Genomic DNA, 25464 nt, shown 5'->3' on the forward strand with positions numbered 1-25464 from the left:
CGGCCGTGCCTATCCCTGTCCCAGGCGGCAATAGCCGACGATGAAATCCGATATGCCGGCGACATCGTCGCGATGGAAGCGCGGCAAGGCGACGTGCGGAACGGGGAGGTCGGACGCCATGGCCACCACCGACGGTTCCGACGGCGCCAACATGGGCTTGCCGAGATCGGGCGCCCAGACTTCCAGCTTGGGATGCGGCGCCCACTTGAATCCCTCGATCAGCAGCAGGTCGATGCCGGCGAAGCGTGTCGTCAGTTGGTCGAGCGGCGGTTCCTCGGCGCCGTGGAATTCATTGATGAGGGCAAATCGGCGCGGTGAGGCCATCATCACCTCGCTTGCCCCCGCCGCGGCCAGTGTCCGGCTTTCATCGTCGCCGACCGCCGGATTGTGATGGGTGTGCTTGATGGTGGCGACCTCGATACCCCGGCCGGTCAGGGCCGGAATCAGGCGGACCAGCAAGGTGGTCTTGCCGCTGCCGCTCCAGCCGGCGATTCCGAAGATCTTCATGGCCGGTCCTGGGTGGGGATCATCCCTTGCCGCCGGCGTCGCCCTTGATGCGGCTGGCCAGCGAGGCGGCGAGGAACTGGTCGAGGTCGCCGTCCAGCACGCCCTGGGAATCCGAGGTTTCCACGTTGGTCCGCAGGTCCTTGACCATCTGGTAGGGTTGCAGCACGTAGGAGCGGATCTGGTGGCCCCAGCCAATGTCGGTCTTCTGGTCTTCCAGCGCCTGGGCGGCGGCCTCGCGCTTTTGCAGTTCGGCCTCGTACATGCGGGCGCGCAGCATGTCCCAGGCCCTGGCCCGGTTCTGGTGCTGCGAGCGTTCCATCTGGCAGGCGGCGACGATGCCGGTGGGAATGTGGGTGATGCGCACCGCCGAATCGGTCTTGTTGATGTGCTGGCCGCCGGCGCCGGAGGCGCGGTAGGTGTCGATGCGGCATTCGCTTTCGTTGATCTGGATCTCGATGGTGTCGTCGATCACCGGATAGACCCACACCGACGAGAAGCTGGTGTGACGCCGCGCCGCGCTGTCATAGGGCGAGATGCGCACCAGCCGGTGGACGCCGCTCTCGGTCTTCAGCCAGCCATAGGCATTGTGGCCCGAGACGCGGATGGTGGCCGACTTGATGCCGGCGGCCTCGCCCTCGCTCTCCTCCAGCCAGTCGACCTTGTAGCCGTGCTGTTCGGCCCAGCGGGTGTACATGCGCAGCAGCATCTCGGCCCAGTCCTGGGACTCGGTGCCGCCGGCGCCGGCGTTGATTTCCAGGTAGCAGTCGTTGTGGTCGGCCTCGCCCGACAGCAGGGTCTCCAGCTCCATCTTGGCGGCATGGTCGCGGATGGCGCGGATCTGCGCCTCGGCGTCGTCGACCACGTCCCGGTCGCCTTCGGCCTCGCCCAGCTCGATGAGGTCCAGCAGGTCGGCCAGGTCGCGCTCGGCGGCGCGGATGCCGGAGATGGCGGTCTCCAGTTCGGTGCGCTCGCGCATGATCTTCTGGGCGGCGGCGGCGTCGTTCCACAGATCGGGGTTCTCGGCCGAGGCGTTGAGCTCGTCAAGCCGCATCAGCGCCGCGTCCCAGTCGAGATGGCGCTTCACCAGGGCGACGGAACGTCCGATATCCTGGGCGAGCGTTTCGATCTCTGCCCGCATGATCATTCCCCTTGAATGCGTGGAGGAGCCTTTTTAAGGAAGTCGGCTGGGGGAGGCAACCCTACTAATACAATCCCCCCGCCGACGGCGCCGGGCCGGCCGGCTGGGGCGGCGGGGCGCCGGTCCCGGCAGGGCGGGGGGCGGAGGGATCGGCCGGGGCGGCGGCGCCCTCCTCGGCGTTGAGATAGGGCGCGAAGCTGAAGCCGGAATCGGCGCTGCCCGACCCCTCCAGCACGTCTTCCTCGTCGCTGGGCATGGGATCGTTGCTCTTGAACGCCTCGTAGATGGCCTTGGCCTCGCCGGGCATGGCCGGCTTGCCGGTCGAGGCGTTGACCCGGACCAGCCGCACCCCCGGCGGAACCCGGAACGGCGTCGGCGGCTTGTCCTTCAGGGCCTCGGCCATGAAGTCGCGGAAGATGGGCGCGGCGATGGAGCCGCCGGTTTCCTTGGGGCCCAGCGTCGCGGGGTCGTCGAAGCCGACGAACACCCCCACCGCCAGATCGGGCGAGAAGCCGACGAACCAGACGTCGTTGGAATCGTTGGAGGTGCCGGTCTTGCCGGCCAGCGGCTTGCCCACCGCCCGGACCGAGGTGCCGGTGCCGCGCTGGACCACGCCTTCCATGATGCTGACCATCTGGTAGGCCGAGACCGGGTCGACCAGCTGTTCGCGGATGTCGGGAAGGTGGGGCATGTCCTGGCCGCTGTAGCGCTGGGCCGAGCAGCCGTCGCAGAAGCGCAGGTCGTGGCTGAAGATGGTCTTGCCGTTGCGGTCCTGGATGCGGTCGATCAGGGTCGGGCGGATGCGCTTGCCGCCGTTGACCAGCATGGCGTAGGCGGCGGTCAGCTTCAGCGGCGTGGTCTCGCCGGCCCCCAGCGACATGGCCAACTGATGCGGCAGCTTGTCGTAGATGCCGAAGCGCTCGGCGTAATCGGCCACCTTTTCCATGGTGACGGCCTGGGCGAGGCGGACCGTCATCAGGTTGCGCGACTTCTCCAGTCCGACGCGAAGGGTGGTGGGGCCGAGGAAATCGTCATTGTAGTTCTTGGGCCGCCACAGCGGCAGGCCCGGCCCCTGGGGCAGGGCGATGGGGGCGTCCAGCACCAGCGAGGACGGCGTATAGCCGTTCTCCAGCGCCGCCAGATAGATGAAGGGCTTGAAGGACGAGCCCGGCTGGCGCAAGGCCTGGCTGGCCCGGTTGAACTGGCTCTTGCCGTAGGCCCAGCCCCCCACCATGGCCAGGACGCGGCCGGTATGGGGATCGATGGCCACCAGCGCCCCCTCGACCTTGGGAATCTGGCGCAGGGCAAAGGCCTTGCCGTCCTCGGCCTTGTCCGCCGCCTCGACCAGGATCACATCGCCCTGGCCCAGCACGTCGGAGGGACGGCGCGGCATCGGCCCGACCATCTGTTTTTCCAGGGCCGGGCGGGCCCATTTCATCTCGGCGAATGGCAGCTTGCCGGTGCGGTTGCCCAGCAGGCCGAGGGTGGCCTCGTGGTCGTTGAGGCCGGTGACCACGGCGATTTCCCAGGTTTCCGGGGCGGCCGGCGGATGCGGCACCCCGGCCAGGAGCTGCGGCCAGTTGGGGGTGACGGGAATCCGGGTCAGCGGCCCGCGCCAGCCATGGCGGCGGTCGTAATTGGTCAGTCCCTGGCGCAGCAGCTTGGACCCCACCGCCTGGAGATGGGCGTCCATCGAGGCACGGACCACCAGCCCGCCCTTGTACAGCGCGGTTTCGCCGAACTTGGCCTGAATCTCGCGCCGGATGTCCTCGGCGAAGTAGTCGGCGCCCTGGGTGGCCTGCATTTCCTTGCGGGTGCGAACCTCCAGTGGCATGGCGGTCATGGTCTGGTATTCGATCTGGCTGATGCGGCCATCCTCGTACATACGGCCGATCACCCAGTCGCGGCGCTCCTTGGCGGCGGCGTAGTTGCGGTGGGGGTTGTAGTTGTTGGGTGCCTTGGGCAGCGCCGCCAGATAGGCGGCCTCGTGGATGGACAATTCGTCCAGGCCCTTGTCGAAATAGTTGAGCGCGGCGGCGGCGACGCCGTACGAGCCGACCCCCAGATAGATTTCGTTCAGGTAGAGTTCGAGGATGTGATCCTTGGAGAAGGTCCGTTCGATGCGGAAGGCCAGGATGGCCTCCTTGACCTTGCGCTCGATGGAGACCTCGTTGGTCAGCAGGAAGTTCTTGGCGACCTGCTGGGTGATGGTCGAGGCGCCCACCGGCCGGCGGTCGCCGCCCATGCCGCGGTTGCGCAGGTTGACCACGATGGCGCGGGCGATGCCCACCGGATCGATGCCGGGATGGCTGTAGAAGTTCTTGTCCTCGGCCGCCAGGAAGGCGTCCTTGATCACCTGCGGCATGGAATGCAGCGGCACGAACACCCGCTTCTCCACCGCGTACTCGGCGACCAGACGGCCGTCGCCGCCATAGACGCGGGTGGTGATGGGCGGCTCGTAATGGGCCAACTGGTGGTAGTCGGGCAGGTCGCGGCCGAAATGCCAGAACACGAACACGATTCCGCCCGCCGCGATCACGCCCAGCAGGAGGAGAAACGAGAACAGCCCGACGAGGAAACGCAGCATGGGGGGCAGGGTCCGGTTCCGTCCGGCAGGCCTTCGGCCGGATCATCGCCGGTGGTAGCGCCTTGGCCCGTTCCCCGTCAAGTGCGCTTTGGACGCACCTCCAGCCGGCGGGTCCTGCGTCCGGCGCGGGCTTCTTCCCAGATCGTCTCGAACGCGGCTTCGATATCGCGGACGAAACCAGCGGTATCGAACAGCGGCGCGGTGGTCCGGCTGGCGGCCAGGCGCGATTTCACCGCCGCCAGATCGTCGGGACGGGTGGCGAGGCGGACAGCCAGGTCCTCGTAGGAATCGAGGTCCGGGCAGATCAGGTCGCCAAGGCCGACATGGGTCAGCAGGCTGGCCGCCACCCGCGAGGCGAAGGCGCGGCCGGGATGGGTGATCACCGGCACGCCGGCCCACAGGGCGTCGCTGGCGGTGGTGTGGGCGTTGTAGAACAAGGTGTCGAGAAACAGGTCGGCATGGCGGTGGCGCGCCAGATGGCGGGGCTTGGGCAGGCGGGCGGCGAACGCCAGCCGGTCGGGGTCGATGCCCCTGGCCGCCGCTTCGCGCCGCAGATTGGCTCTCGTCTCGGGCGAGCCGGCCAGCAGCCACAGCACCGAATCCGGCACCCGCGCCAGAATCCGCATCCAGCGGCCGAACGCCACCGGTTCGATCTTGAAGGCCTGATTGAAGCAGCAGAACACGAAGGCTCCCGGCGGCAGGCCGCATTCCGCCCGGTCGGGGCCGTCCTCGGCGATGATCTGGTCGCGGTCGTTGGGCTGGTAGCAATGGGGCAGGACGGCGAGGCGCTCGCGGAAATCGGCCTCGTGGCCGGGCGGCGCCGTCACCGCGTCGACCAGGGCCCAATCCATGAAGGCGGCGCCGCTGGAGCCGGGCAGCCCCAGCCAGTTGACCGTCACCGGCGCGGGGCGGAGCGCGGTCAGTTGCAGCCGGTTGCCCCGGGTGTGGACATTGATGTCCACCAGGATGTCGATTCCAGCCCCGGCGATGGCCTGGGCCGCCTCCAGGGTGTCGAGCGGCGCCAGGTCGAGAAACACGTCGCTGTGGTCGCGGATGAAACAGCGGTAATCGCCGCCATCGTCGGGGTCCAGCGCCAGACACGCCACCTTGAAGCGGGAGCGGTCGTGGGCGGGGAACATGCCGCGCATCAGATGGCTGGTGGGGTGATCGTGGAAATCGGCCGACAGATAGCCGATGGTCAGGCGGTCGCGCCGGCCCGGCCTGGCCGCCTTGACCTTGGCCCGCAGCGGCGCCACCTCGGCCGCCACGATGTCGGAGCGCTGGCGGGCGAAGGCGAGCAATTCCCCGGGCGACAGATCCAGCGGCAGGCACAGCGCCATCAGCGGCCCCACCACCCCCGGCGTCTTCAGGGCCGGCTCGATCAGGTCGGCGCGCAAGGTTTCCACGTCCTGCCAGTCGCAGGTTCCCAGGCGGGCCTCGGTCAGGCGGGCGCGGATGGCGAGGTCGTGGGGGCGGGCGGCGGCGGCGCGCTCGTAAAATCCGATGGCCTTGCCCATCTCTCCCAGCTTGCGGGCGGCGTGGCCGGCTCCCAGCAGCGCTTCAGGCATGGCCGGAGCCAGGGCCAGGGCGCGGTCGAGCAGGCCGGCGGCCTCGGTTGCCGAGCCGTAATCCACCAGCAGGTTGCCGAGATTGGTCAGGGTTGGCGCCGAATCCGGGGCCAGCCCGAGCGAGCGGCGCAGCAGGTCCAGCGCCTCGTTCCGCCGTCCCTGGCGGATGCGGACATGGGCCAACCCCGTCAGCAATTGCCAGGTCTGGGGGCGGACGGCGAGGCCGCGTTCGAACGCCTCGGCCGCCTCGGTCAACCGTCCGGCCTCGCCCAGCAGCGAGCCGAGATTGAGCCAGCCCTCCACCAGGGCCGGCGCCAGGGCCAGCGCCTTGCGCAACGCCGCCGCCGCGGCGTCGGTCCTGCCCCGGTCCGTCAGCACGCGGGCCAGATTGTAATGGACCATGGGGTGGTCGGGCAGCAGGCCGGCCAGCTTGCGGCAGGCGGCCTCCGCCTCGGCCAGCCTGCCCTCGCGGTAGAGGGTTTCCGAGCGCACGGCCAGCGCCTCGGCCTCGTGGGCGTGTCGTTGGGTCATGGGGGATCAGTGCGATCCCTGGCGCGGCGGCGGCGCCGGGCGGGAATGGGGCGGCGCCGGCGGCGGCGTCGGGCGTTGCGGCGGCCGGTCGTCGGCTTCATCCTCCGTCGCCTTCTGGCGGATGACGAAGCCCTGGATGGCCCAGCCGGTCAGCCAGCCGGCCGCCAGGAACAGCCACAGGCCGGCGCCGGCATAGACGATGGCGCGGTGAATCGCTTCCTCGGCGAGGCCGAAGCTGCCCAGGGCCCACAGCATGGGGGCGGACAGCGCCGCCGCCGTTCCGGCCGCCACCCCCAGGCGGGTCCAGCCACTGGCCTTGATGAAGCTTACCCTGTAGCTCGACATGACGCGCCCTCCCTTGCCGGATATGGATTCTCCCCTTTCCCTGCGGCAAGCGCAATATCCGACATTTGGCGCCGGGGCCAAGAAATCCGTGACAGATTATGTCGATCACGGTTATTTCTAGACAATGCGCACGGTGTCGGGGCGTGCGGCGGGAGCGCTATTATACTGACGGGACGGCACCAGAATGGCTGCAAGTCGTGAAAGTTTCGAAGTCCAGGTCCTGAAGGATGGCCGCTGGGCCACCGAAACCATTGCCTACAAGGAAGACGAGGCCCGCACTCTGGCCAAGAAGTTCCTGGCCAACAAGAAGTGCGAGGGGGCCAAGATCGTGCGCAATTGGTTGCGCAGCGACGGCACCATGGTGGAATCTGAGATTTTCTGCGAGTCGCGCACCATCAAGGATGACGGCCCCGTCCGCATCGTTCCCATCGATTCCGTTCCCGACGAAAAGTGCGAGACCCCCGAGGATTTCATGGGGGCCAGTTCGCGCAACGTGGTCAACCGGGTGTTCCGCAATTACCTGGACAAGGCGTTCCTCACCCCCACCGAATTGATGCACAACTTCAAGGAGTTGAAGCGTCTTCAGGAAAAGGACACCCTGGTCCCGTCGGCGGTGGACCGGGTCGCCCAGTTGCAGACCAAGGACGGCGACCAGGATTCCAAGAGCCGCGGCCAGGAAATCTTCAAGTCCATCGACGAGATATCGGCCCGCGCCCGCCGGGTCGAAAGCATGAAGCTGCCCAAGCTGGAAGGCAGCTTCAGCCAGGTTCTGGCCAAGATCGGCACCATGGGCGAGAAGGAGGATGTCGACTATCTGGCCATGGTGGTGCTGTCGCGCGACCTGGTGAACGTGCGCAACTGGGTGGGCAAGCTGGACCGGCTGTGTTCCCTGGCGGTGGAGGACACCGACCCCCATGCCATCGAGATGCTGGACGGCGTCATCGCCGACGTGCTGGGGTCGAACGTGGTGCAGGACGTGCTCGGCTGGCAGCCCGGACTGGGCGCCGCCATCATCGCCATGTTCGATCTGGCCGAGGGCAAGCTGCCCGCCGTCAAGAGCGACGCCGGCGAATCCACCGAGATGCTGAACCGCCTGTTCGCCGAGAGGAAGCTGCCGGTCAGCCGCGCCGTTCTGCTGGACCGGGCCCATCGCCAGATACGCTCGCCCAATCCGCTGTACCGCAACGAGGCCGGCAAGGAACTGGACGAGTTCAAGCGCCTGATCGGCCGGACGCTGGTCGCCACCGGCTTCGCCTGCGGGGCCGAGACCGCCGACGCGCTGACCGCTCGCTATACCCGCATGGTCGAGCAGGGCGGTGCCGCCGGGCGCAAGGCCGCCATCGACGGGGTGTTCCGCGCCATGCCGGACCGCGCCACCGGGCTGATGTATCTGTGCGACATGGCCAAAAGCTCGTTCATGCCCGAGCATTTCGACGATCTGGTCGCCTGCCTCGACCTGGTCTACATGGCGCGCGGCATCGGCGAGCTGTGCCTGCGCACCCTGCCGCCCAAGGACCGCATGATCCGCGCCACCAATGCCCACAAGGCGGTGATGGCGTCCAGCTTTCCGGCGGAACTCAAGCAGAAGCTGGCCGATTTCATCGACGGCGTTCTGGAACGCTATCTGATCGACGAGCAGATCGTCGAAAAGCTGGATCACCATGATTCGCCGCTGCGCGACCGCGCCGTTCGGCTGGTGCAGTTCTGCGCCGCCGGGGTGCTGCCCGAGGGGCGGGCCATGACCCGGGCTCGCCAGCGCATCCTGGCGCTGTTGCGCCAGCCCAATTTCGACGCCCACTTCGTCGATGGCTTCACCGATCCCCTGAAGGCGCAGAAGGCCCTGCGCGACTTCCACCAGTTGCTGGTCAAGGCCGGGTTCGGCTGACGGGAAGGCGCGGCTTCCCCCTTTCCCCTTTCCATTCCGTCCCGGTCTTGCTATCCAGTCCCCCTCCGCCAGAAGGGGGTGAAGCAGGGATGACGCGCAAGCTGTTCGGCACCGACGGGGTGCGAGGCACCGCCAATATCGAGCCCATGACCGCCGAGACGGCGCTGAAGCTGGGCATGGCCGCCGGCCGGCAATTCACCCGCGGCGACCACCGTCACATGGTGGTGATCGGCAAGGATACCCGGCTGTCGGGGTATCTGCTGGAACCGGCCCTGACCGCCGGCTTCATCTCGGTCGGCATGGACGTGATGCTGCTGGGGCCGCTGCCGACGCCGGCGGTGGCCATGCTGACCCGATCGCTCCGCGCCGATCTCGGCGTGATGATCTCGGCGTCGCACAATCCCTATCAGGACAACGGCATCAAGCTGTTCGGCCCCGACGGATTCAAGCTGTCCGACGAGGACGAGATGTCCATCGAGGCCAAGATGGACAACGGCCTGGAAGCCTATCGCACCGGCGCCGACCATCTGGGCCGCGCCAAGCGGCTCGACGACGCCAACGGCCGCTATATCGAATACGCCAAGAACACCTTTCCGCGCGGGCTGCGCCTCGACGGCCTCAAGATCGTGGTGGATTGCGCCAACGGCGCCGCCTACAAGGTCGCCCCCACCGTGCTGTGGGAACTGGGCGCCGAGGTGGTGCCGGTGGCGGTCGCTCCCGATGGCTTCAACATCAACAAGGATTGCGGTTCGCTTCACACCCAGACCATGCGCGAGCAGGTGGTGGCGCACGGCGCCCATCTCGGCATCGCGCTGGATGGCGACGCCGACCGGGTGGTGCTGTGCGACGAATTGGGCCACATGATCGACGGCGACCAGTTGATGGCGCTGATCGGCGACCTGTGGCACCGGTCGGGCCAGTTGCGGGGCGGCGGCGTCGTCGCCACCGTCATGTCCAATCTGGGGCTGGAACGCTTCCTGGCCCAGCGCGGCCTGACCACCGTCCGCACCAATGTCGGCGACCGCTACGTGCTCGAACACATGCGGCGCGAGGGCTTCAACGTCGGCGGCGAGCAATCCGGCCACATCATCCTGTCCGATCATTCCACCACCGGCGACGGGCTGGTGGCGGCGTTGCAGGTTCTGGCGGCGCTGGTTCAGTCGGGCCGGCCAGCCAGCGAGATGCTGCGGCTGTTCACTCCGCTGCCGCAGATTCTGAAGAATGTCCGGGTGGCGGGCGCCTCGGTGGCCGAGGTGCTGGCCCATGCCGACGTCGTGGCCGCCATCGCCGCGGGTGAACGCCGTCTCGCCGGCGGCGGCCGGCTGCTGATCCGCAAATCAGGCACCGAACCGCTGATCCGGGTGATGGCCGAAGGTGAGAGCGAGCCCCTGGTCGGCGCCGTGGTCGACGACGTCGTCGAGACCATCAGGCGCGTCGCCGGGGGCTGACCCGTCAGGCGGCGACGGCCTTGGCCGCCGTTCCGCCGACCCTGTCGATGACCAGATGCATGGTCCGGGCGATGTCCGGACAAAGCTCGGTCAGCTTCTCGGCCAGCGAGCGGGCCCGCTCGACGTCGATGGGCTGTCCGGCGGCCTCGGCTTCGAGGATTTCAGCGAGTTGATCGATTTCTTCCCAACGGTACTGCATCTTTCACCTCGTCGGTGTGATGGACCCTATCCCTACCCAAGATAATGCTAATACGAAATGGTGCGACGCACAATGGAAAGGCACCGGATTTTGTGGCGCCTTACAAAATGTCACCAAAATGCAGCCTTGCATCGGCGGTGTGATGGAGTGTCGTTCGCTGTGGCGAAATGAAATGACCGGGAGGCTCGAACATGCAAGGACGGGTGCTGATCGTGGCCGGTTCGGATTCCGGCGGCGGCGCCGGTATTCAGGCCGACATCAAGGCGGTGACCTGCCTGGGGGGATTCGCGACGACCGCAATCACGGCGGTGACGGCGCAGAATACCCTGGGTGTTCACGGGGTGGTCGAGATCGCCCCTGATTTCGTCCGCCGCCAGATGGAGGTGGTGCTGGACGATATCGGCGCCGATTGCGTCAAGACCGGCATGCTGGCGTCCGCCGCCATCGTCGAGGCGGTGGCCGACGCTCTGGCCGAATTCGCGCCCGGCGCGCCGCTGGTGCTCGATCCCGTGATGGTGGCCAAGGGAGGGGCCGCCCTGCTGGCCGACAGCGCCGCCGGGGCGCTGAGGGGGCGGCTGTTGCCCCTGGCGCGGCTGCTGACCCCCAACATCCCCGAGGCCGAGGTTCTGCTGGGCCGTGCCATCGCCACCGTCGACGACATGGAGCGCGCCGCGCTGGACCTGCTGGCGCTGGGGCCGCGGGCGGTGCTGCTGAAGGGCGGTCACATGGAGGGCGACGACCTGGTGGACCTGTTGGCCGAAGCCGGCGGCCGGGTCACCCGCTTTGCCGGCCGGCGCATCGTCAGCCGGTCCACCCACGGCACCGGCTGCACCCTGGCCTCGGCCATCGCCTGCGGTCTGGCGCTGGGGCTGCCGCTGGTCGACGCGGTGGCGAGGGGACGGGACTACGTGCGCGAGGCGATTCGGACCGCGCCTGATTTGGGCGGCGGCCATGGGCCGCTCAACCATGGCCATACGGTGCGGGTGGGCTAGAGACCCCGGTGCCGGTCGGCCCGCTTCGGCTTGGCCGGCTTGATGGACGGGAACCAGTCGTGGAGATGGGCTTCGGCCGGAAACACCTTCTCGCCGCGCCACCAGCGGGCGGCGGCATCGGGCCGGTTGATCACCGCCTTCAACGCCGGCATGAAATCCACGCCGGCGCAGTCGCGGCCGGCCCGGTGGAAGGGCAGGGCGAGACCGAACACGGCCCCGTCGAAGACGTCCTTGGGCGGGGCCTGATAATCGTGGGACGGCGGCGGCCCGAACAGGGGAACGTCCAGCTTGGCGTAGGTGGTCATGCACCAGCGGGCGTCCAACTGGTACAGCCCCCGGCACTTGAACGGGCGCAGCTCGTAGATGGCGCAGGCGCCGTCCACCAGGAAGGCGCAGGCCCGCCCGGTCGGCCAGGCATCGAGGCGGGCGATCAGGGTGTCGGCGTCGGGGCGCAGGCGCAATTGCCGGGCGATGTGCAGCACCTCCACCGCCGCCGCCCCCACCCGCTGGTGGCAGCACCAGCCGCACCCCTTGCCGCAGGCGGCCTTGGCGGTTCCGAACGCATATGCGGGGGTGGCGCGGATGTCGGCCCATATGGCCTCGGCGACGGCGTAGGCCTGTCCGACCGCGTCCAGCGCCGCCTCGGCTCCACCGGCCAGGGCGGGAGCGACCATCGCCTGGACGGCGTCGAACGCGGCGTCCTTGATGGGAGAGGAACGTCCGTCGCGGGAACGGGGCGCCCGTATGGTGGACAGGGCGGATTCAGCGGTGAACGGAGCGGTCATGGCGGCGAGGATAGCAAGTCCGGCCATTGGGCGCCACACGGCAGTTTATGCTCTTTTTCGATGGCTCAGTCTGTATGTTGAGCAGTTTTTGGCGATTAAATGCATGGAATTTGTAACCAATCGAAATTGATTTATTGAATATTTTTCCCCAATTGGGATATGCTTCCCCGTCTTGATGCCGTCCGGGGAGGGGGCGATGGGGCAGTTTCAGATCGGTCTGACCATGGCTGGGGCGATTTCGGCGGGGGCCTACACCGCCGGAGTGTTCGACTTCCTGATTCAGGCGCTGAGCGCCTGGGACGAGGAGAGCCGGAAGAACGGCTTTCACCGGACCGCCATCACCACCATGACCGGCGCCTCGGCCGGCGGCATGACGGCGGTGCTGGGGGCCATCGCCATGGGACGGGGCTTGCAGCCGACCCAAAAGGGAAATGGCGACCGCAGGGTCAATTGCGTCCTGCCCGGGCTCTATGCCGCCTGGGTGGAAGAGGCGCGGATGGTGTCCCGGAATTCCGCCGCCGACCTGCTGTCGTTTGAGGATCTGGGCGACGGCAAGGTGCATTCCCTGCTCAATGCCAGCCTGCTGGACCGGATTCAGGCCACGGCGCTGAAGGCGCCCGACCCGATTCCCGCCGTTACCCCCTACGGGTTCCTGGCCGATCCGCTGCACGTCTACGTCACCCTGACCAATCTGCGCGGCATCCAGTACGACATCGATTTCGGCACCGGCAAGTACCGCATGCTCAACCACGCCGACCGCAAGCATTTCAGCGTCAAGGGGCTGGGCGGCAATTCAACGGCGGCAAGCATATGGTCGAACGGCGATCCCGCCGCGGCCCACCTGACGCTGGCCGAACTGAACCAGCCGGGAGAGGTCGGTCCCGGATGGAAGGCCATGGGCGTCGCGGCGGTCGCCACCGGCGCGTTTCCGGTGGGACTGGCGGCGCGCCGGATCGAGACGGGGGTGGCGGAGTACAAGAGCCGGCCGTGGCCGGTGGTCGGCGCCCTCAACGACGACGGCAGCCACCATGCGGTGATCGACCCCCATTGGCCGGACGCTTTCCAGGCGATGGACCGGCGGTTCAGCTATGTGGCGGTCGACGGCGGCACCATCAACAACGAGCCCTTCGAACTGGCCCGATTCTCCATCATGGACGGCAAGACCACCCGGAATCCCCGTTCATCCTGGGATGCGGACCGGGCGGTGATCATGGTGGCGCCATTTCCCGAGGGATATTCCTTTCCGGTCAGCGATCCCGCCGATGCCGATTACCAGTTGGTGAAGGTGATCGCGGCGCTGCTGCCCACCATGATCCAGCAGGCCCGCTTCAAGGATGACGAACTGGTGGCGGCGGCCAAGCCGGATGTTCGCAGCCGGTTTCTCATCGCTCCGAAACGCGGGAACGGCGCCTCGGTCAGTTCGAAGGACATCGCCTGCGGCCTGCTGGGTGGATTCGGCGGTTTCCTCGACCAGGGTTTCCGCGAGCATGACTTCAAGCTGGGGCAGCGCAACTGCCAGCAATTCCTTCGCAATCATTTCAACCTTCACGTCAACAACAAGGTGTTCGGCGGGAATGGCGAGGCACCGGCCGCCGGAGCCGACGAGACGGACAAGAACAATGAATTGCCCATCGTTCCTCTGATAGGCGATCTGAAGTCCGAGATTTCCGAGCCGGACTGGCCGCGCATGTCGATGGAGGCGTTCGAGACCCTGATGCGGCGGATCGAGGATCGGGCCGACCGGCTGGTGCCGCTTCTGTCCAAGCAGGAAATCGCCAACAGCCGGATGATGCGTTTGGGCGTCGCCATGCTCTGGCCCGTCAGCGGGCGGCGCATGCTGATGTCGCTGGTACGGCGAAGCATCCTGGCCGACCTCATCCGCCGCGATCAGATCGAGGATGGACTGGCCGCCATCGAATCGCCCCGGGGGACGCCCTTGCCGGGATTCAGCGCGCAACAGCGCGAGGTGCTGGCGGCGCTGGCCGGGTCATCGGCCGACCTGCGCACGATTCCCAGTCTGGCCCGCCAGACCAGCCTGGGATGCGCGCAGGTGACCGAGGCGCTTGATCTGGCGTCCGGGGTGTCGCCCGGCGCGGTTCATGCGGTCTGGAAATCGGCGATCACCGACGATGGCGGCCAGATCGGCTACGCGCTGCATTCCCGCAAGCCGAACCTGGTGGAAACCCTGCCCGTGCTGGGCGGCATGGTTCGAAAGATATCCGGCGTCAAGATCGACTGAGGAGGCGGGCATGGCCTGGCAGGCAATCCTTGATATCGCCGTCGTGCTGGTCTCGATCTATCTGGTGATGGCCGCCGCCGCCTCGGGTCTGGTGGAATTGCTGGGAAGCGTGTTGAACTGGCGGGGAAACACGCTGAGGGACGGTATCGGGCGCATGCTCGGCGACCCCCGCATGCGGTCCCTGGCGAGGCGGGTGTGGACGCATCCCCTGATCGCGTCGCAGCCGTCGGGCCGCCGGGGGCCGAGCTACCTGGATTCCAAGGTCTTCGGCCTGGCCCTTGCCGACGTCGTCAAGGAATCGGGGGAGTTCGATTCCACCGTCCAAGGGGGGGCGGTGGGGGCCTTGCTGCGGGCCAGCGGCAACGATCCCGCCGCGTTCCGCGCCGGCGCCGAACGGTGGTTCGACGAGGGCATGGCGCGGGTGTCGGGCGCCTACAAGCGGCGAACCCATGTGGTCATGCTGGCGTTCTCGCTGGCGGTGGCGGCGTTGTGCAACATTGATTCGATCCAACTGGTGCGGACCCTGGCCCAGATGCCAAACGACCAGCGGTCGGTTCTGAGCGATTCCCTGGGGCACGCGGCCGCCGCCCCCGCCCCCGCCCCGGACAGCGCTCCGGCGGCCGGTTCCGAGGCCGACATGGGCGTCATCGCCGCCGCCGTCGACGCCGCGCTCGGCCGTATCGGCGAGGTCGGCAAGGTGCTTCCCTTCGTCAAGCCGGATAGCGCCATGGGCTGGGCGGGGAAGATTGTGGGATGGCTGATCACCGCCGTGGCGGCGGCGGTGGGATCGCAATTCTGGTTCGGATTGCTTGGAAACGTGGTGCGGCTCAGCGGCCGCAGGCCCGGCGCCTGATCGGGTGAAATCGCCATCGGCGAGGCATTTTTTTGCAAATGCCTCGTTGACGCGCTCGCGTCCCCCCCCATACACTCCGGCCGGGCCACGGTCCCCCAACGGGCCGCGTCCCTTCTGTAAGGGAGGGTTACATCCTATGACCGATTTTCCGCGGCCGGCTGTTCGGCCCAGCAATCCCAATTTCTCCTCTGGTCCCTGCGCCAAGCGTCCCGGTTGGACGGTGGACGCGCTGAAGGATACTCCGGTGGGCCGCTCCCACCGCGCCAAGATCGGCAAGGCCCGCCTGGAAGAGGTCATCAACCGCACCCGCGCCGTGCTCGGCATTCCCGACGACTACCGCATCGGCATCGTGCCGGCCTCGGACACCGGCGCCGTCGAGATGGCCATGTGGTCGCTGCTCGGTGCCCGCGGCATCGACGCGCTGGCCTGGGAAAGCTTCGGCGAGGGCTGGGTCACCGACATCACCAAGCAGCTGAAGATCGAGGACACCCGCGTCTTCAAGGCCGGCTATGGCGAGTTGCCCAAGCTGTCCGAGGTCGATTGCGACCGCGACGTGGTGTTCACCTGGAACGGCACCACCTCGGGCGTCCGCATTCCCAACGGCGACTGGATCAAGTCCGACCGCAAGGGCCTGACCATCTGCGACGCCACCAGCGCCGTGTTCGCCATGGATCTGCCGTGGGACAAGCTGGACGTGGTCACCTGGTCCTGGCAGAAGGTTCTGGGCGGCGAGGGCGCTCACGGCATGCTGGTGCTCAGCCCCCGCGCCGTCGAGCGTCTGCTGACCTACAAGCCGTCGTGGCCGCTGCCCAAGATTTTCCGCATGACGTCGGGCGGCAAGCTGTCCGAGGGCATCTTCAAGGGCGAGACCATCAACACGCCGTCGATGATCGCGGTGGAAGACCAGATCGACGCCCTGAAGTGGGTCGAATCCATCGGCGGCCTCAAGGCCCTGATCGCCCGCTCCGAGGCCAACCTGAAGGCCGTCCAGTCCTGGCTGGACAAGTCCGACTGGGCCGCCAATCTGGCCGACGATCCCAAGGTCCGGTCCTGCACCTCCATCTGCATGATCGTCAAGGCGCCGTTCTTCGCCAGGCTGTCGGCCGACGATCAGGCGGCGGCGGCCAAGAAGATCGTCTCGATCCTGGAGAAGGAGGGCATCGCCTACGACATCGGCGCCTATCGCGACGCTCCCGCCGGCCTCCGGGTCTGGGGGGGCGCCACCATCGAGACCGCCGACATCGAGGCGCTGCTGCCCTGGCTGGACTGGGCCTTCGCCCAGGTCAAGGCCGAGTTCGCGGCCAAGGTCGCCTGATCTATTCCAACGCATAAACGCGGGCGCCGCCTTCCTCCAGGGCGGCGCCCGAACCATATGAGGGAACTGACATGCCCAAGGTTCTGATCAGCGACAAGCTGAGCGCCGCCGCCGTCCAGATCTTCAAGGATCGCGGCATCGAGACCGACGTCAAGGTTGGCCTCGCTCCCGACGAGTTGAAGGCCATCATCGGCCAGTACGATGGCCTCGCTATCCGGTCCAACACCAAGGTCACCGCCGAGATCCTGGAAGCCGCCGGCAATCTCAAGGTGGTCGGCCGCGCCGGCATCGGCGTCGACAACGTCGACGTTCCCGCCGCCACCGCCCGCGGCGTGGTGGTGATGAACACCCCGTTCGGCAATTCCATCACCACCGCCGAGCACGCCATCGCCATGATGTTCGCCCTGGCCCGCGACATTCCCCAGGCCAATGCCAGCACCCATGCCGGCAAGTGGGAGAAGTCCAAGTTCATGGGCGTCGAGCTGACCGGCAAGGTGCTGGGCATCGTCGGCTGCGGCAATATCGGCGCCATCGTCGCCGACCGCGCCCAGGGCCTGCGCATGCGGGTCATCGCCTATGATCCCTTCCTGTCGCACGAGCGCGCCAAGGAACTGAACGTGGAAAAGGTCGAACTGGACGACCTGTTCCCGCGCGCCGACTTCATCACGCTGCACACGCCGCTGACCGACGCCACCCGCAACATCATCGACGCCAAGGCCATGGCCAGGATGAAGAAGGGCGTGCGCATCATCAATTGCGCCCGTGGCGGCCTGGTGGTCGAGGAGGACCTGAAGGCGGCCATCGAATCCGGTCACGTCGCCGGCGCCGCCCTGGACGTGTTCAAGGTCGAGCCGGCCAAGGATAACGGCCTGTTCGGCAACGAGAAGGTGGTGTGCACCCCGCATCTCGGCGCGTCCACTTCCGAGGCCCAGGAGAACGTCGCCCTCCAGGTGGCCGAGCAGATGGCCGATTACCTGCTGACCGGCGCCGTCACCAACGCCATCAACATGCCGTCGGTCTCGGCCGAGGACGCCCCCAAGCTGCGGCCCTACATGAAGCTGGCCAACCAGCTGGGCAGCTTCGCCGGCCAGCTTACCGAAACCGGCATCAAGGAAGTGCGGATCGAGTATCTGGGCCATGTGGCGACGGTCAACACCAAGCCGCTGACCGCCATCGTCCTCGAAGGGCTGCTGAAGCCCATGAACGAGACGGTCAACATGGTCAACGCCCCGGTGGTCGCCAAGGACCGCAACATCAAGGTCTCGGAGGTCAAGTCCGAGACCGAGGGCGATTATCACACCCTGATCCGCCTCACCGTGGTGACCGACAAGCGCGAGCGGTCGGTGGCCGGCACCCTGTTCGGCGGCGACAAGCCCCGCGTGGTCGACATCAAGGGCATCGCCATCGAGGCCGAGCTTGGCCCGAACATGCTGTTCGTCACCAACCAGGACAAGCCGGGCTTCATCGGCGCCCTGGGCAGCCTGCTGGGCCAGCACGGCGTCAATATCGCCACCTTCCATCTTGGCCGCAACGAGCAGGGCGGCGACGCCATCCTGCTGACCCAGGTGGATCAGCCCCTGACGGCCGATCTGATCGAGAAGGTCAAGGCGTTGCCGCAGGTGGTCCAGGCCAAGTCGCTCAGCTTCTGATTTTCTTCCAAAATCAAAGCCAACGGTCCCGCAAGGAGATGCTTCTTGCGGGACTTTTCTTTTTTCAGATTATGGTTTTTGTATTATTTCTCCGGAAAGTGCCTGTGTGGAAATATGGGGTAGAGACCCGATAATGACTTTGGTATAAGACATCCATAATAAACAAAGCATGGCCTGTGGGGGTGCGCATGTCCTGGTTCGGTTCGCGGCAGAAAGAGAGTCCCGCGGTCGTCGCGGTTGATCCTTGCAGTTCGGAGATGACGGCGCCGGAGCAACTGGCCCGGATCGAGGCGTCCATCGATCTCATCCTGGCCGGGCGCTACCACTCCGTGCCGGAAGGCGAGTGCCCGATGTCGCGCAAGATCAAGGAAATGGCGCGGCAACTCGAAGGCAAGGCGCGCCAGACCCTCAAGATGGACGTGGACCTGTCGGTCAACATCAACGAGGCGGTGACCAAGGCCGCCGGCATGATGCGCGACGTCAACGAGGTCGACCGCCGCAGCCAGGCCATCGCCGCCGCCGCCGAGGAACTGGTGGCCAGTGTCGGGGAGATCGCGCGCAATTCCGACGCCGCCGCCGAGGATGCCCGTTCGGCCCAATCCACGGCCAGCGAGGGGCAGGGCGCCGCTGATCAGGCCATCGTCGCCATGCATTCCATCGCCGACGCGGTCAAGGCCGCCGCCGGCAAGGTCGATTCCCTGGCCCAGGCCTCGGTGCAGATCGGCGACATCGTCAATCAGATCGAGGATATCGCGTCCCAGACCAACCTTCTCGCCCTGAACGCCACCATCGAGGCGGCTCGCGCCGGCGAGGCCGGCAAGGGCTTCGCCGTGGTCGCCAACGAGGTCAAGACCCTGGCCAACCAGACCGCCAAGGCCACCGTCGACATCCGGGCGCGCATCGAATCGCTGCGGGTGGAGATGGGCGACATCGTCTTGACCATGCAGCAGGGCGCCGAGGCGGTGCAGCGGGGCGAGGAGGTCATCACCGCCACCAGCGACGGCATGCGCCGGGTGGTGGGGCAGGTCCAGAACGTGTCGATCAAGATGGCCGAGATCGCCGGCATTCTCAGCCAGCAGACCGCCGCCTCCGCCGACGTGTCCGAAGGGGTGAGCATGATTGCCTCGCTGGCCGCCAACAACGTCGCCGCCATCACCGACGTGGTCGGCGAGATGGATCAGGCCTCCAAGGCGGTGGTCGCCACCCTCAACGACATGGCCAGCCTGGAGATCGAGGACTTCACCTTGCATGTCGCCAAGTCCGATCACATGCTGTGGCGCAAGCGGCTCGCCGACATGGTGGTCGGGCGCGAGGTCCTCAACCCCGACGAACTGGCCGATCACACCAAATGCCGGCTGGGCAAGTGGTGTGGCGCCTTGACCGATCCCAGCATCTTGAAGCATCCCGCCTTCGCCCGTCTGGAGGCCCCGCACCGTGACGTGCATCGGCATGGCATCGAGGCTGCGCGCCGCTTCAAGGTCGGCGATCTGGACGGCGCCCTGGCCGAAATCTCCCTGGCGGCCGAGGCCTCCAAGGGGGTGATGGCCTGCCTGGACGATCTGGGGAATCGGAACCGGTTCTGAGGCGGCGCTGATTTGCATCATTTCCGTTTGCCGTTCCGTGGCAAACGCGATAGGTAGGCTGGTGCTCGACTCAACCGGGGTGGCTGCGGCCGCCCCCTCGTCTCAGGTTGCGACATCTTTCATGACCGATATCGCCAATCGTGCCCTGCTGCCCGCCGGCCTGCGCGACATGCTGCCCCCCGACGCCGATCACGAGGCCAACGTGGTCAGCCTGCTGATGACCCATTTTTCCGCCCAGGGCTACGAGAGGGTCAAGCCGCCGCTGATCGAGTTCGAGGAAAGCCTGCTGGATGGCGCCGGCGCCGCCACCTCGCACCACACCTTCAGGGTCATGGACCCGGTCAGCCAGCGGATGATGGGCCTGCGCGCCGACATGACGCCGCAGGTGGCCCGCATCGCCACCGTCCGCTTGGCCCAGGTGGAGCGGCCGCTGCGCCTGTCCTACGCCGGCCAGGTGCTGCGGGTGAAGGGCAGCCAGTTGCGGCCCGAGCGCCAGTTCGGTCAGGCCGGCATCGAGCTGATCGGCAGCGATTCTCCCGTCGCCGACGCCGAGGTCCTGGTGCTGACCGCCGACGCCCTGGCCGATCTCGGTGTGCCGGGGGTTTCGGTCGATCTGGCGCTGCCGACCCTGATGCCGGTGCTGTTTTCCGAGCTTGGCCTGACGGGTGAACTGGCCGAGCGGTTGCGGGCCGCCCTCGACCACAAGGATTCCGCCCTGGTGGCCGAGGCGGGCGCCGCCGCGCCGCTGCTGCGGGCGCTCATCAGCGCCGCCGGTCCGGCCGAGCGCGCCGTGGCGGCGCTGAGGGCGCTGACCCTGCCGCCCGCCGCCGCCGCCGAACGCGACCGGCTGGCCCGGGTGGTGGAACTGGTGCGCGCCGACCTTCCCGATTTGACCCTGACGGTCGATCCGGTGGAAAATCGCGGTTTCGAGTATCATACCGGTGTCGGCTTCACCCTGTTCGCCCGCAACATGGGGGCCGAACTGGGGCGTGGCGGCCGCTATCTGGCCGGCGGGGTCGAACCGGCCACCGGCGCGACCCTGTTCATGGATTCGGTGCTGGCGGCATTGCCCCGGCCCAAGGCCAGGAACAGGGTCTTCATTCCCGCCGGCACCCCCAGGGCCTGGGCCCAGGCCATGCGAGCGAAGGGATTCGTCACCGTCGGCGGCCTCGATGCCGGCCGTGACCGAATGGAAGAGGCAAGGCGTCTCGGCTGCGGGCAGTTGCTCGGTCCGGACGGTATCATCGACGTCCAATAGGGTTAGGGGACAAGAATGGCGAATGTCGCGGTGGTCGGCGCCCAGTGGGGCGACGAGGGCAAGGGCAAGATCGTCGACTGGCTGTCGGAGCGGGCCGACGTGGTGGTGCGATTCCAGGGCGGCCACAATGCCGGCCACACCCTGGTGATCAACGGCGTCACCTACAAGCTGTCGCTGCTGCCGTCCGGCGTGGTCCGGGGCAAGCTGTCCATCATCGGCAACGGCGTGGTGGTCGATCCCTGGGCCTTGCTGGACGAGATCGGGCGGATCAGGGACCAGGGGATCAACATCACTCCCGACGTTCTGAAGATCGCCGAGAACGCCTGCCTGATCCTGCCGCTGCACGGCCACCTCGACCGGGCGCGGGAAGAGGCCAGCGGCAACGCCAAGATCGGCACCACCGGGCGCGGCATCGGTCCCGCCTACGAGGACCGGGTCGGCCGCCGCGCCATCCGCGTCTGCGACCTGGACGACAGGCCCGTGCTGGAAGCCAAGATCGAGGCGCTGCTGCGCCATCACAACGCCCTGCTGCGCGGCCTTGGCGCCGCCGAGGTGGATGGTCAGGAATTGCTGAACCAGCTCCTGGAGATCGCACCCAGGATATTGCCGTTCTCCGACGTGGTGTGGAAGCGCCTGGACGAGGTCCGCCATACCCGGAAAAGGGTGCTGTTCGAGGGCGCCCAGGGCGCCATGCTCGACGTCGACCACGGCACCTACCCTTACGTCACCTCTTCCAACACCGTGTCGGGCAACGCCGGCACCGGCGCCGGCGTCGGGCCGGGGCAGGTGGGCTATGTGCTCGGCATCTGCAAGGCCTACACCACCCGGGTCGGGTCGGGGCCGTTTCCGACCGAGCTGTTCGACGCCATCGGCGAACGGATAGGCGACCGCGGCCGCGAATTCGGCACCGTCACCGGCCGGCGTCGCCGCTGCGGCTGGTTCGATGCCGTCATGGTGCGTCAGGCCATCAAGGTGGGCGGCATCAACGGCATCTCGCTGACCAAGCTGGATGTTCTGGACGGCATCGACGAGCTGAAGATCTGCGTCGGCTACCGCTGCCGTGGCGAGGAACTGAAGCATTTCCCCGCCTCCATGTCGCGTCAGGCCGAGGTGGAACCCATCTACGAGACCATGCCCGGCTGGTCGGAAAGCACCTATGGCGCCCGGTCGTGGAAGGATTTGCCGGCCACGGCCGTCAAGTATATCCGCCGTATCGAGGAACTGATCGAGGCGCCGGTGGCCATGCTGTCCACCAGTCCGGAGCGCGACGACACCATTCTGGTCCACGACCCCTTCGCGACCTGAACCGCCCTCGCGATCTGATTGTCGGATGGCACTCCCGCCTTTACAGTAGGGGGGGTGCCGCCGCTTCAAGGCCGGCAAACGGATGGGGGATATGGCGGAAGCCGAGGTTGATACCGACGAGGTGGATGAGGAGGTCAGGGTAGAGGTCGCCCAGCCCGCCGGGCCGCCCGGCATGCTGCGCGATCGCTACATGATCCGCTCCAACCAGCCGTTGTCCGATCTGTCGACTCCGACGGCGGAGGCCTTCGCCGCCGAGGACAAGCGCGACCCCGGCCGTCCCCTCTACGCCCTGATCTGCAAGCCCGACCTGCCGCCGCGCACCAATGTGATGCGGGCGCTGAAGGGGGTGTCCTCGCCCGGTCTCCAGCAATTGGTGGAATGGGGGCCGCTCAACTGGCCGCCGGCCGGCCGGCAGTGCATGACGGTGGTCTACGAACGTCCCGGCGGCCGCCGGGTGATGACCAGCATCAAGGGCGAGATTCGGCGCATCGACGAGTACGAGATCACCAAGAAGGTGATCGAGCCGCTGATGTCGGCGATCCGCGAGATGGACGGACGCGGCGTCACCCACCGCGCCATCCGTCCCACCAACATGTTCGACATGAGCGGCAACGGCGATCGCCTGGCCTTTGGCGATTGCGTTACCGCCCCGCCGGGATTCGATCAGCCGGTGCTGTTCGAGCCCATAGAATCCGGCATGTGCAACCCCATCGCCCGGGGCAGCGGCAATTTCACCGAGGACTTTTACTCGCTGGGCGTCACCATCGCCTTCCTGTTGCTGGGCCGCAATCCGGTGGCGAACCTCAACGACGAGGCCATCCTGTCGGCCAAGATCCAGCAGGGAACCTATAACCTGCTGATCGGCGAGGAACGGCTGCCGCTGCCGATGATCGAATTGCTGCGCGGCCTGCTGTGCGACGACAGCGACCAGCGCTGGGGTCTGGAGGATCTGGACCTGTGGCTGTCGGGGCGGCGCATGTCGCCGTTGCAGCCCAGGGGAGAAAAGCGGGCGGCGCGCGGCTTCCCCTTCCAGGGCAAGGAATACTTCAACGGCCGCGAACTGTCCCAGGCCATGTCCAAGGCCTGGGATCAGGCGATTCCGCCGGTGGTGGAAGGCAAGCTGGAACTGTGGCTGCGCCGCGCCGTCGAGGACAAGGACAAGGCCAACGTGGTCGCCGAAGTGGTGCGCATGGCCCTCAACGACAGCAGCGACAAGAAGGGCGCCACCGACCTGATGCTGTGCAAGGTGCTGATCTTGTTGGATCCGTCGGCACCCATCCGCTACAAGGGCTTCAACTTCATGCCCGACGGCTTCGGCTCGGCGCTGTCGGCGGTGGCGGCCAGCCGGGGCGACACCAAGCTGCTGACCGAGATCATCCTGCGCGAGGTGCCGAAGCTGTGGTTCGGCATGCGTGGCGAGTACCAGCCCGACAACTCGCTGATGGAGACCAATTTCAAGGAATTGCGCAGCTATCTCACCCAGACCGGCATGGGGTTCGGGCTGGAACGCTGCCTGTACGAACTCAACGACGCGCTGCCCTGCCAAAGCTCGCTGCTGGGCGAGGAATACGTGGTCGACGTCAAGGAATTGCTGCCGGCGCTGAACGCCGCCGCCGCCAAGCGTTCCGACAACCGGCACGGGCCGATGGACCGCCACATCGCCGCCTTTCTCGGCGCCCGCATGCGTTCGGACATCGACCGCAACCTGAACCAGCTCAATGACGGCAATCAGGGCACCGCCATGATGGCGGTTCTCAACCTGTACGCAGTGCTGCAATACCGGCTGGGGCCGGAGGCGCTGTCCGGCCTGTGCGGCTGGCTGGGGGCGGCGCTGGGACCGGTGGTCGGGTCCTATCACGGCCGCGAGAAGCGCAAGGAACTGGAAAAGGAACTGCCCCGGCTGGTGCGCAAGGGCTCGATCGTCGAAATCTACAACCTGCTGGAAAATAACGAGGAACGGGTTCGGGATGAAAACGAGTTCCAGTGAGCGCAGGCGCAGTACCATGCCGCCGAGGAAGAGATAAAGCACATCATCACCGAGACCGAGGAACGCGCCAGCGAAGCCGACCGCATCGGCCGTCAGACCGCCGCCGTCACCGGCATCATCATCGCCATGACCACCGCCACTATCGTGGTGATCTCGACCTTCTTCTGACCGGGGCCGGGGTCACGGGGACGGATCGGCGTATTGCCGGGCGATGGAGCGGAACTCCTCCTGGATTCCCAGGAAGGCGTCGACCACGTCGGGGTCGAAGCGGTTGCCCTTGCCCTCGACGATCATGTCGACCGCGGCCCAGTGCGACATGCTTTCCTTGTAGACCCGGCGGCTGATCAGGGCGTCGTAGACGTCGGCCACCGCCATCAGCCGGGCCGAGACCGGAATGTCGTCGCCGGACAGGCCCTCGGGATAGCCGTCCCCGTCCCATCGCTCGTGATGGAAATGGGCGATCTCCTTCGCCATGGTCAGGAATTCGAGAGAGGCCCCCAGCCAGCGTTCCGCATGCTCGATGGCGTTGCGGCCGAGGGCGGCATGGGTCTTCATGATCTCGAATTCCTCCGGGGTCAGCCGGCCGGGCTTGAGCAGGATGCGGTCGGGAATGCCGACCTTGCCGATATCGTGCAGCGGGGCCGATTTGAACAGCATGGTGATGGAGAATTCATCCAGGCTGTGGGCAAAGCGGGGGTGGGCCTGAAGGCTGGTCGCCAGAGCGCTCATGTAGAACTGGGTGCGGCGGATGTGATTGCCGGTCATCAGGTCGCGGGTTTCGGCCAGCGAGGCCATGGCCAGGATGGTCACATCCTTGATCGCCGTCACTTCCTTGGTGCGTTTGGCGACCTCGCGTTCCAGGAAGCCGTTCTTGTCGCGCAGATAGTCGGCGGCGGCCTTGAGGCGGAGCTGGGCCTTGACCCTGGCCAGCACGATCGAGGGGCTGAACGGCTTGGAGATATAGTCCACCGCCCCGATGTCCAGCCCTCTCTTCTCCTCGGCCATCCGGCTGCGGCCGGTCAGGAAGATCACCGGGATGTCCAGGGTCTTGGGGTTGGCCTTGAGCTGCCGGCACACCTCGTAACCGTCGATGTCCGGCATCATGACGTCGAGCAGGATCAAATCCGGCGGATCGTTGGCGGTGGCGATCTTCAAGCCCTTGTCGCCGCTGTTGGCCACCTTGACCCTGTAATCCTCCTTCAGCAGTTCGCTCATCAGCAACAGTTCGTCCGGGGTGTCGTCCACCACCAGGATCGTCGCTCTTTCCATCGGCTCCGGAGATAGCATCGC

At 66.9% G+C, this 25464-nt stretch carries 19 protein-coding genes; 11 read left to right on the forward strand and 8 right to left on the reverse strand.

Annotated elements, in window-relative coordinates; translation table 11 throughout:
* Positions 1 to 9: 9 nt before the first annotated feature.
* The 5 genes from mobB to MTBSS4_RS14590 all read right to left on the reverse strand — a co-directional run bounded on the left by mobB (position 10) and on the right by MTBSS4_RS14590 (position 6676).
* Complete coding sequence (gene mobB, locus MTBSS4_RS14570; protein WP_173984133.1) at positions 10 to 507, reverse strand: molybdopterin-guanine dinucleotide biosynthesis protein B; 498 nt, start codon at positions 505 to 507, stop codon at positions 10 to 12.
* A 19-nt stretch (positions 508 to 526) separates the two neighbouring features.
* On the reverse strand, positions 527 to 1645 hold the full coding sequence (prfB, locus tag MTBSS4_RS14575) for a peptide chain release factor 2 (protein ID WP_173984134.1): 1119 nt from the start codon (positions 1643 to 1645) through the stop codon (positions 527 to 529).
* A 64-nt stretch (positions 1646 to 1709) separates the two neighbouring features.
* Entirely contained in the window at positions 1710 to 4232 is a 2523-nt protein-coding gene (locus tag MTBSS4_RS14580; RefSeq protein ID WP_173984135.1) for a penicillin-binding protein 1A, read from the reverse strand.
* 77 nt (positions 4233 to 4309) lie between these two features.
* Positions 4310 to 6331, reverse strand: coding sequence for a tetratricopeptide repeat protein (locus tag MTBSS4_RS14585; protein WP_173984136.1), 2022 nt, complete (start codon positions 6329 to 6331; stop codon positions 4310 to 4312).
* A gap of 6 nt (positions 6332 to 6337) precedes the next feature.
* Entirely contained in the window at positions 6338 to 6676 is a 339-nt protein-coding gene (locus MTBSS4_RS14590) for a hypothetical protein (RefSeq protein WP_254432569.1), read from the reverse strand.
* Between the two features lie 184 nt (positions 6677 to 6860).
* Between MTBSS4_RS14590 and MTBSS4_RS14595 the strand changes: the two genes are divergently transcribed.
* The gene (locus tag MTBSS4_RS14595) at positions 6861 to 8561 is read left to right on the forward strand and encodes a hypothetical protein (protein WP_173984137.1); all 1701 of its coding nucleotides are present in this window, start codon (positions 6861 to 6863) and stop codon (positions 8559 to 8561) included.
* 89 nt (positions 8562 to 8650) lie between these two features.
* Complete coding sequence (glmM, locus tag MTBSS4_RS14600) at positions 8651 to 10009, forward strand: phosphoglucosamine mutase (protein WP_173984138.1); 1359 nt, start codon at positions 8651 to 8653, stop codon at positions 10007 to 10009.
* Positions 10010 to 10013: 4 nt separating this feature from the next.
* Here the strand turns inward: glmM and MTBSS4_RS14605 are convergent, their stop codons facing one another.
* The gene (locus MTBSS4_RS14605) at positions 10014 to 10208 is read right to left on the reverse strand and encodes a hypothetical protein (protein WP_173984139.1); all 195 of its coding nucleotides are present in this window, start codon (positions 10206 to 10208) and stop codon (positions 10014 to 10016) included.
* Positions 10209 to 10399: 191 nt separating this feature from the next.
* Here MTBSS4_RS14605 and thiD point away from each other — a divergent pair, with 191 nt between their 5' ends.
* The gene (thiD, locus tag MTBSS4_RS14610; protein WP_173984140.1) at positions 10400 to 11200 is read left to right on the forward strand and encodes a bifunctional hydroxymethylpyrimidine kinase/phosphomethylpyrimidine kinase; all 801 of its coding nucleotides are present in this window, start codon (positions 10400 to 10402) and stop codon (positions 11198 to 11200) included.
* On the opposite strand, the gene MTBSS4_RS14615 is transcribed toward thiD, so the two are convergent.
* Positions 11197 to 12012, reverse strand: a complete 816-nt coding sequence (locus MTBSS4_RS14615) for a YkgJ family cysteine cluster protein (RefSeq protein ID WP_173984141.1) — start codon at positions 12010 to 12012, stop codon at positions 11197 to 11199. The genes thiD and MTBSS4_RS14615 overlap by 4 nt on opposite strands.
* A gap of 169 nt (positions 12013 to 12181) precedes the next feature.
* Here MTBSS4_RS14615 and MTBSS4_RS14620 point away from each other — a divergent pair, with 169 nt between their 5' ends.
* The 8 genes from MTBSS4_RS14620 (at position 12182) to MTBSS4_RS14655 (ending at position 24174) form a co-directional block, all read left to right on the forward strand.
* Complete coding sequence (locus MTBSS4_RS14620; RefSeq protein WP_173984142.1) at positions 12182 to 14224, forward strand: hypothetical protein; 2043 nt, start codon at positions 12182 to 12184, stop codon at positions 14222 to 14224.
* Positions 14225 to 14234: 10 nt separating this feature from the next.
* The gene (locus MTBSS4_RS14625; protein WP_173984143.1) at positions 14235 to 15077 is read left to right on the forward strand and encodes a hypothetical protein; all 843 of its coding nucleotides are present in this window, start codon (positions 14235 to 14237) and stop codon (positions 15075 to 15077) included.
* Between the two features lie 136 nt (positions 15078 to 15213).
* Positions 15214 to 16392 (forward strand): phosphoserine transaminase, encoded by a 1179-nt coding sequence (locus MTBSS4_RS14630; RefSeq protein WP_173984144.1) that lies wholly within the window; start codon positions 15214 to 15216, stop codon positions 16390 to 16392.
* A gap of 71 nt (positions 16393 to 16463) precedes the next feature.
* Entirely contained in the window at positions 16464 to 18041 is a 1578-nt protein-coding gene (gene serA / locus MTBSS4_RS14635; protein WP_173984145.1) for a phosphoglycerate dehydrogenase, read from the forward strand.
* A 257-nt stretch (positions 18042 to 18298) separates the two neighbouring features.
* Positions 18299 to 19624, forward strand: coding sequence for a methyl-accepting chemotaxis protein (locus MTBSS4_RS14640; protein WP_173984146.1), 1326 nt, complete (start codon positions 18299 to 18301; stop codon positions 19622 to 19624).
* Positions 19625 to 19745: 121 nt separating this feature from the next.
* Positions 19746 to 20882, forward strand: a complete 1137-nt coding sequence (locus MTBSS4_RS14645; RefSeq protein WP_173984147.1) for an ATP phosphoribosyltransferase regulatory subunit — start codon at positions 19746 to 19748, stop codon at positions 20880 to 20882.
* 15 nt (positions 20883 to 20897) lie between these two features.
* Positions 20898 to 22187, forward strand: a complete 1290-nt coding sequence (locus MTBSS4_RS14650; RefSeq protein ID WP_173984148.1) for an adenylosuccinate synthase — start codon at positions 20898 to 20900, stop codon at positions 22185 to 22187.
* A gap of 91 nt (positions 22188 to 22278) precedes the next feature.
* On the forward strand, positions 22279 to 24174 hold the full coding sequence (locus tag MTBSS4_RS14655) for a serine/threonine-protein kinase (RefSeq protein ID WP_254432570.1): 1896 nt from the start codon (positions 22279 to 22281) through the stop codon (positions 24172 to 24174).
* 180 nt (positions 24175 to 24354) lie between these two features.
* Here MTBSS4_RS14655 and MTBSS4_RS14660 read toward each other — a convergent pair whose 3' ends face one another.
* Positions 24355 to 25461, reverse strand: coding sequence for a two-component system response regulator (locus tag MTBSS4_RS14660; RefSeq protein ID WP_173984149.1), 1107 nt, complete (start codon positions 25459 to 25461; stop codon positions 24355 to 24357).
* Positions 25462 to 25464 lie beyond the last annotated feature (3 nt).

Source organism: Magnetospirillum sp. SS-4, assembly GCF_902729425.1.
GTDB lineage: Bacteria > Pseudomonadota > Alphaproteobacteria > Rhodospirillales > Magnetospirillaceae > Phaeospirillum.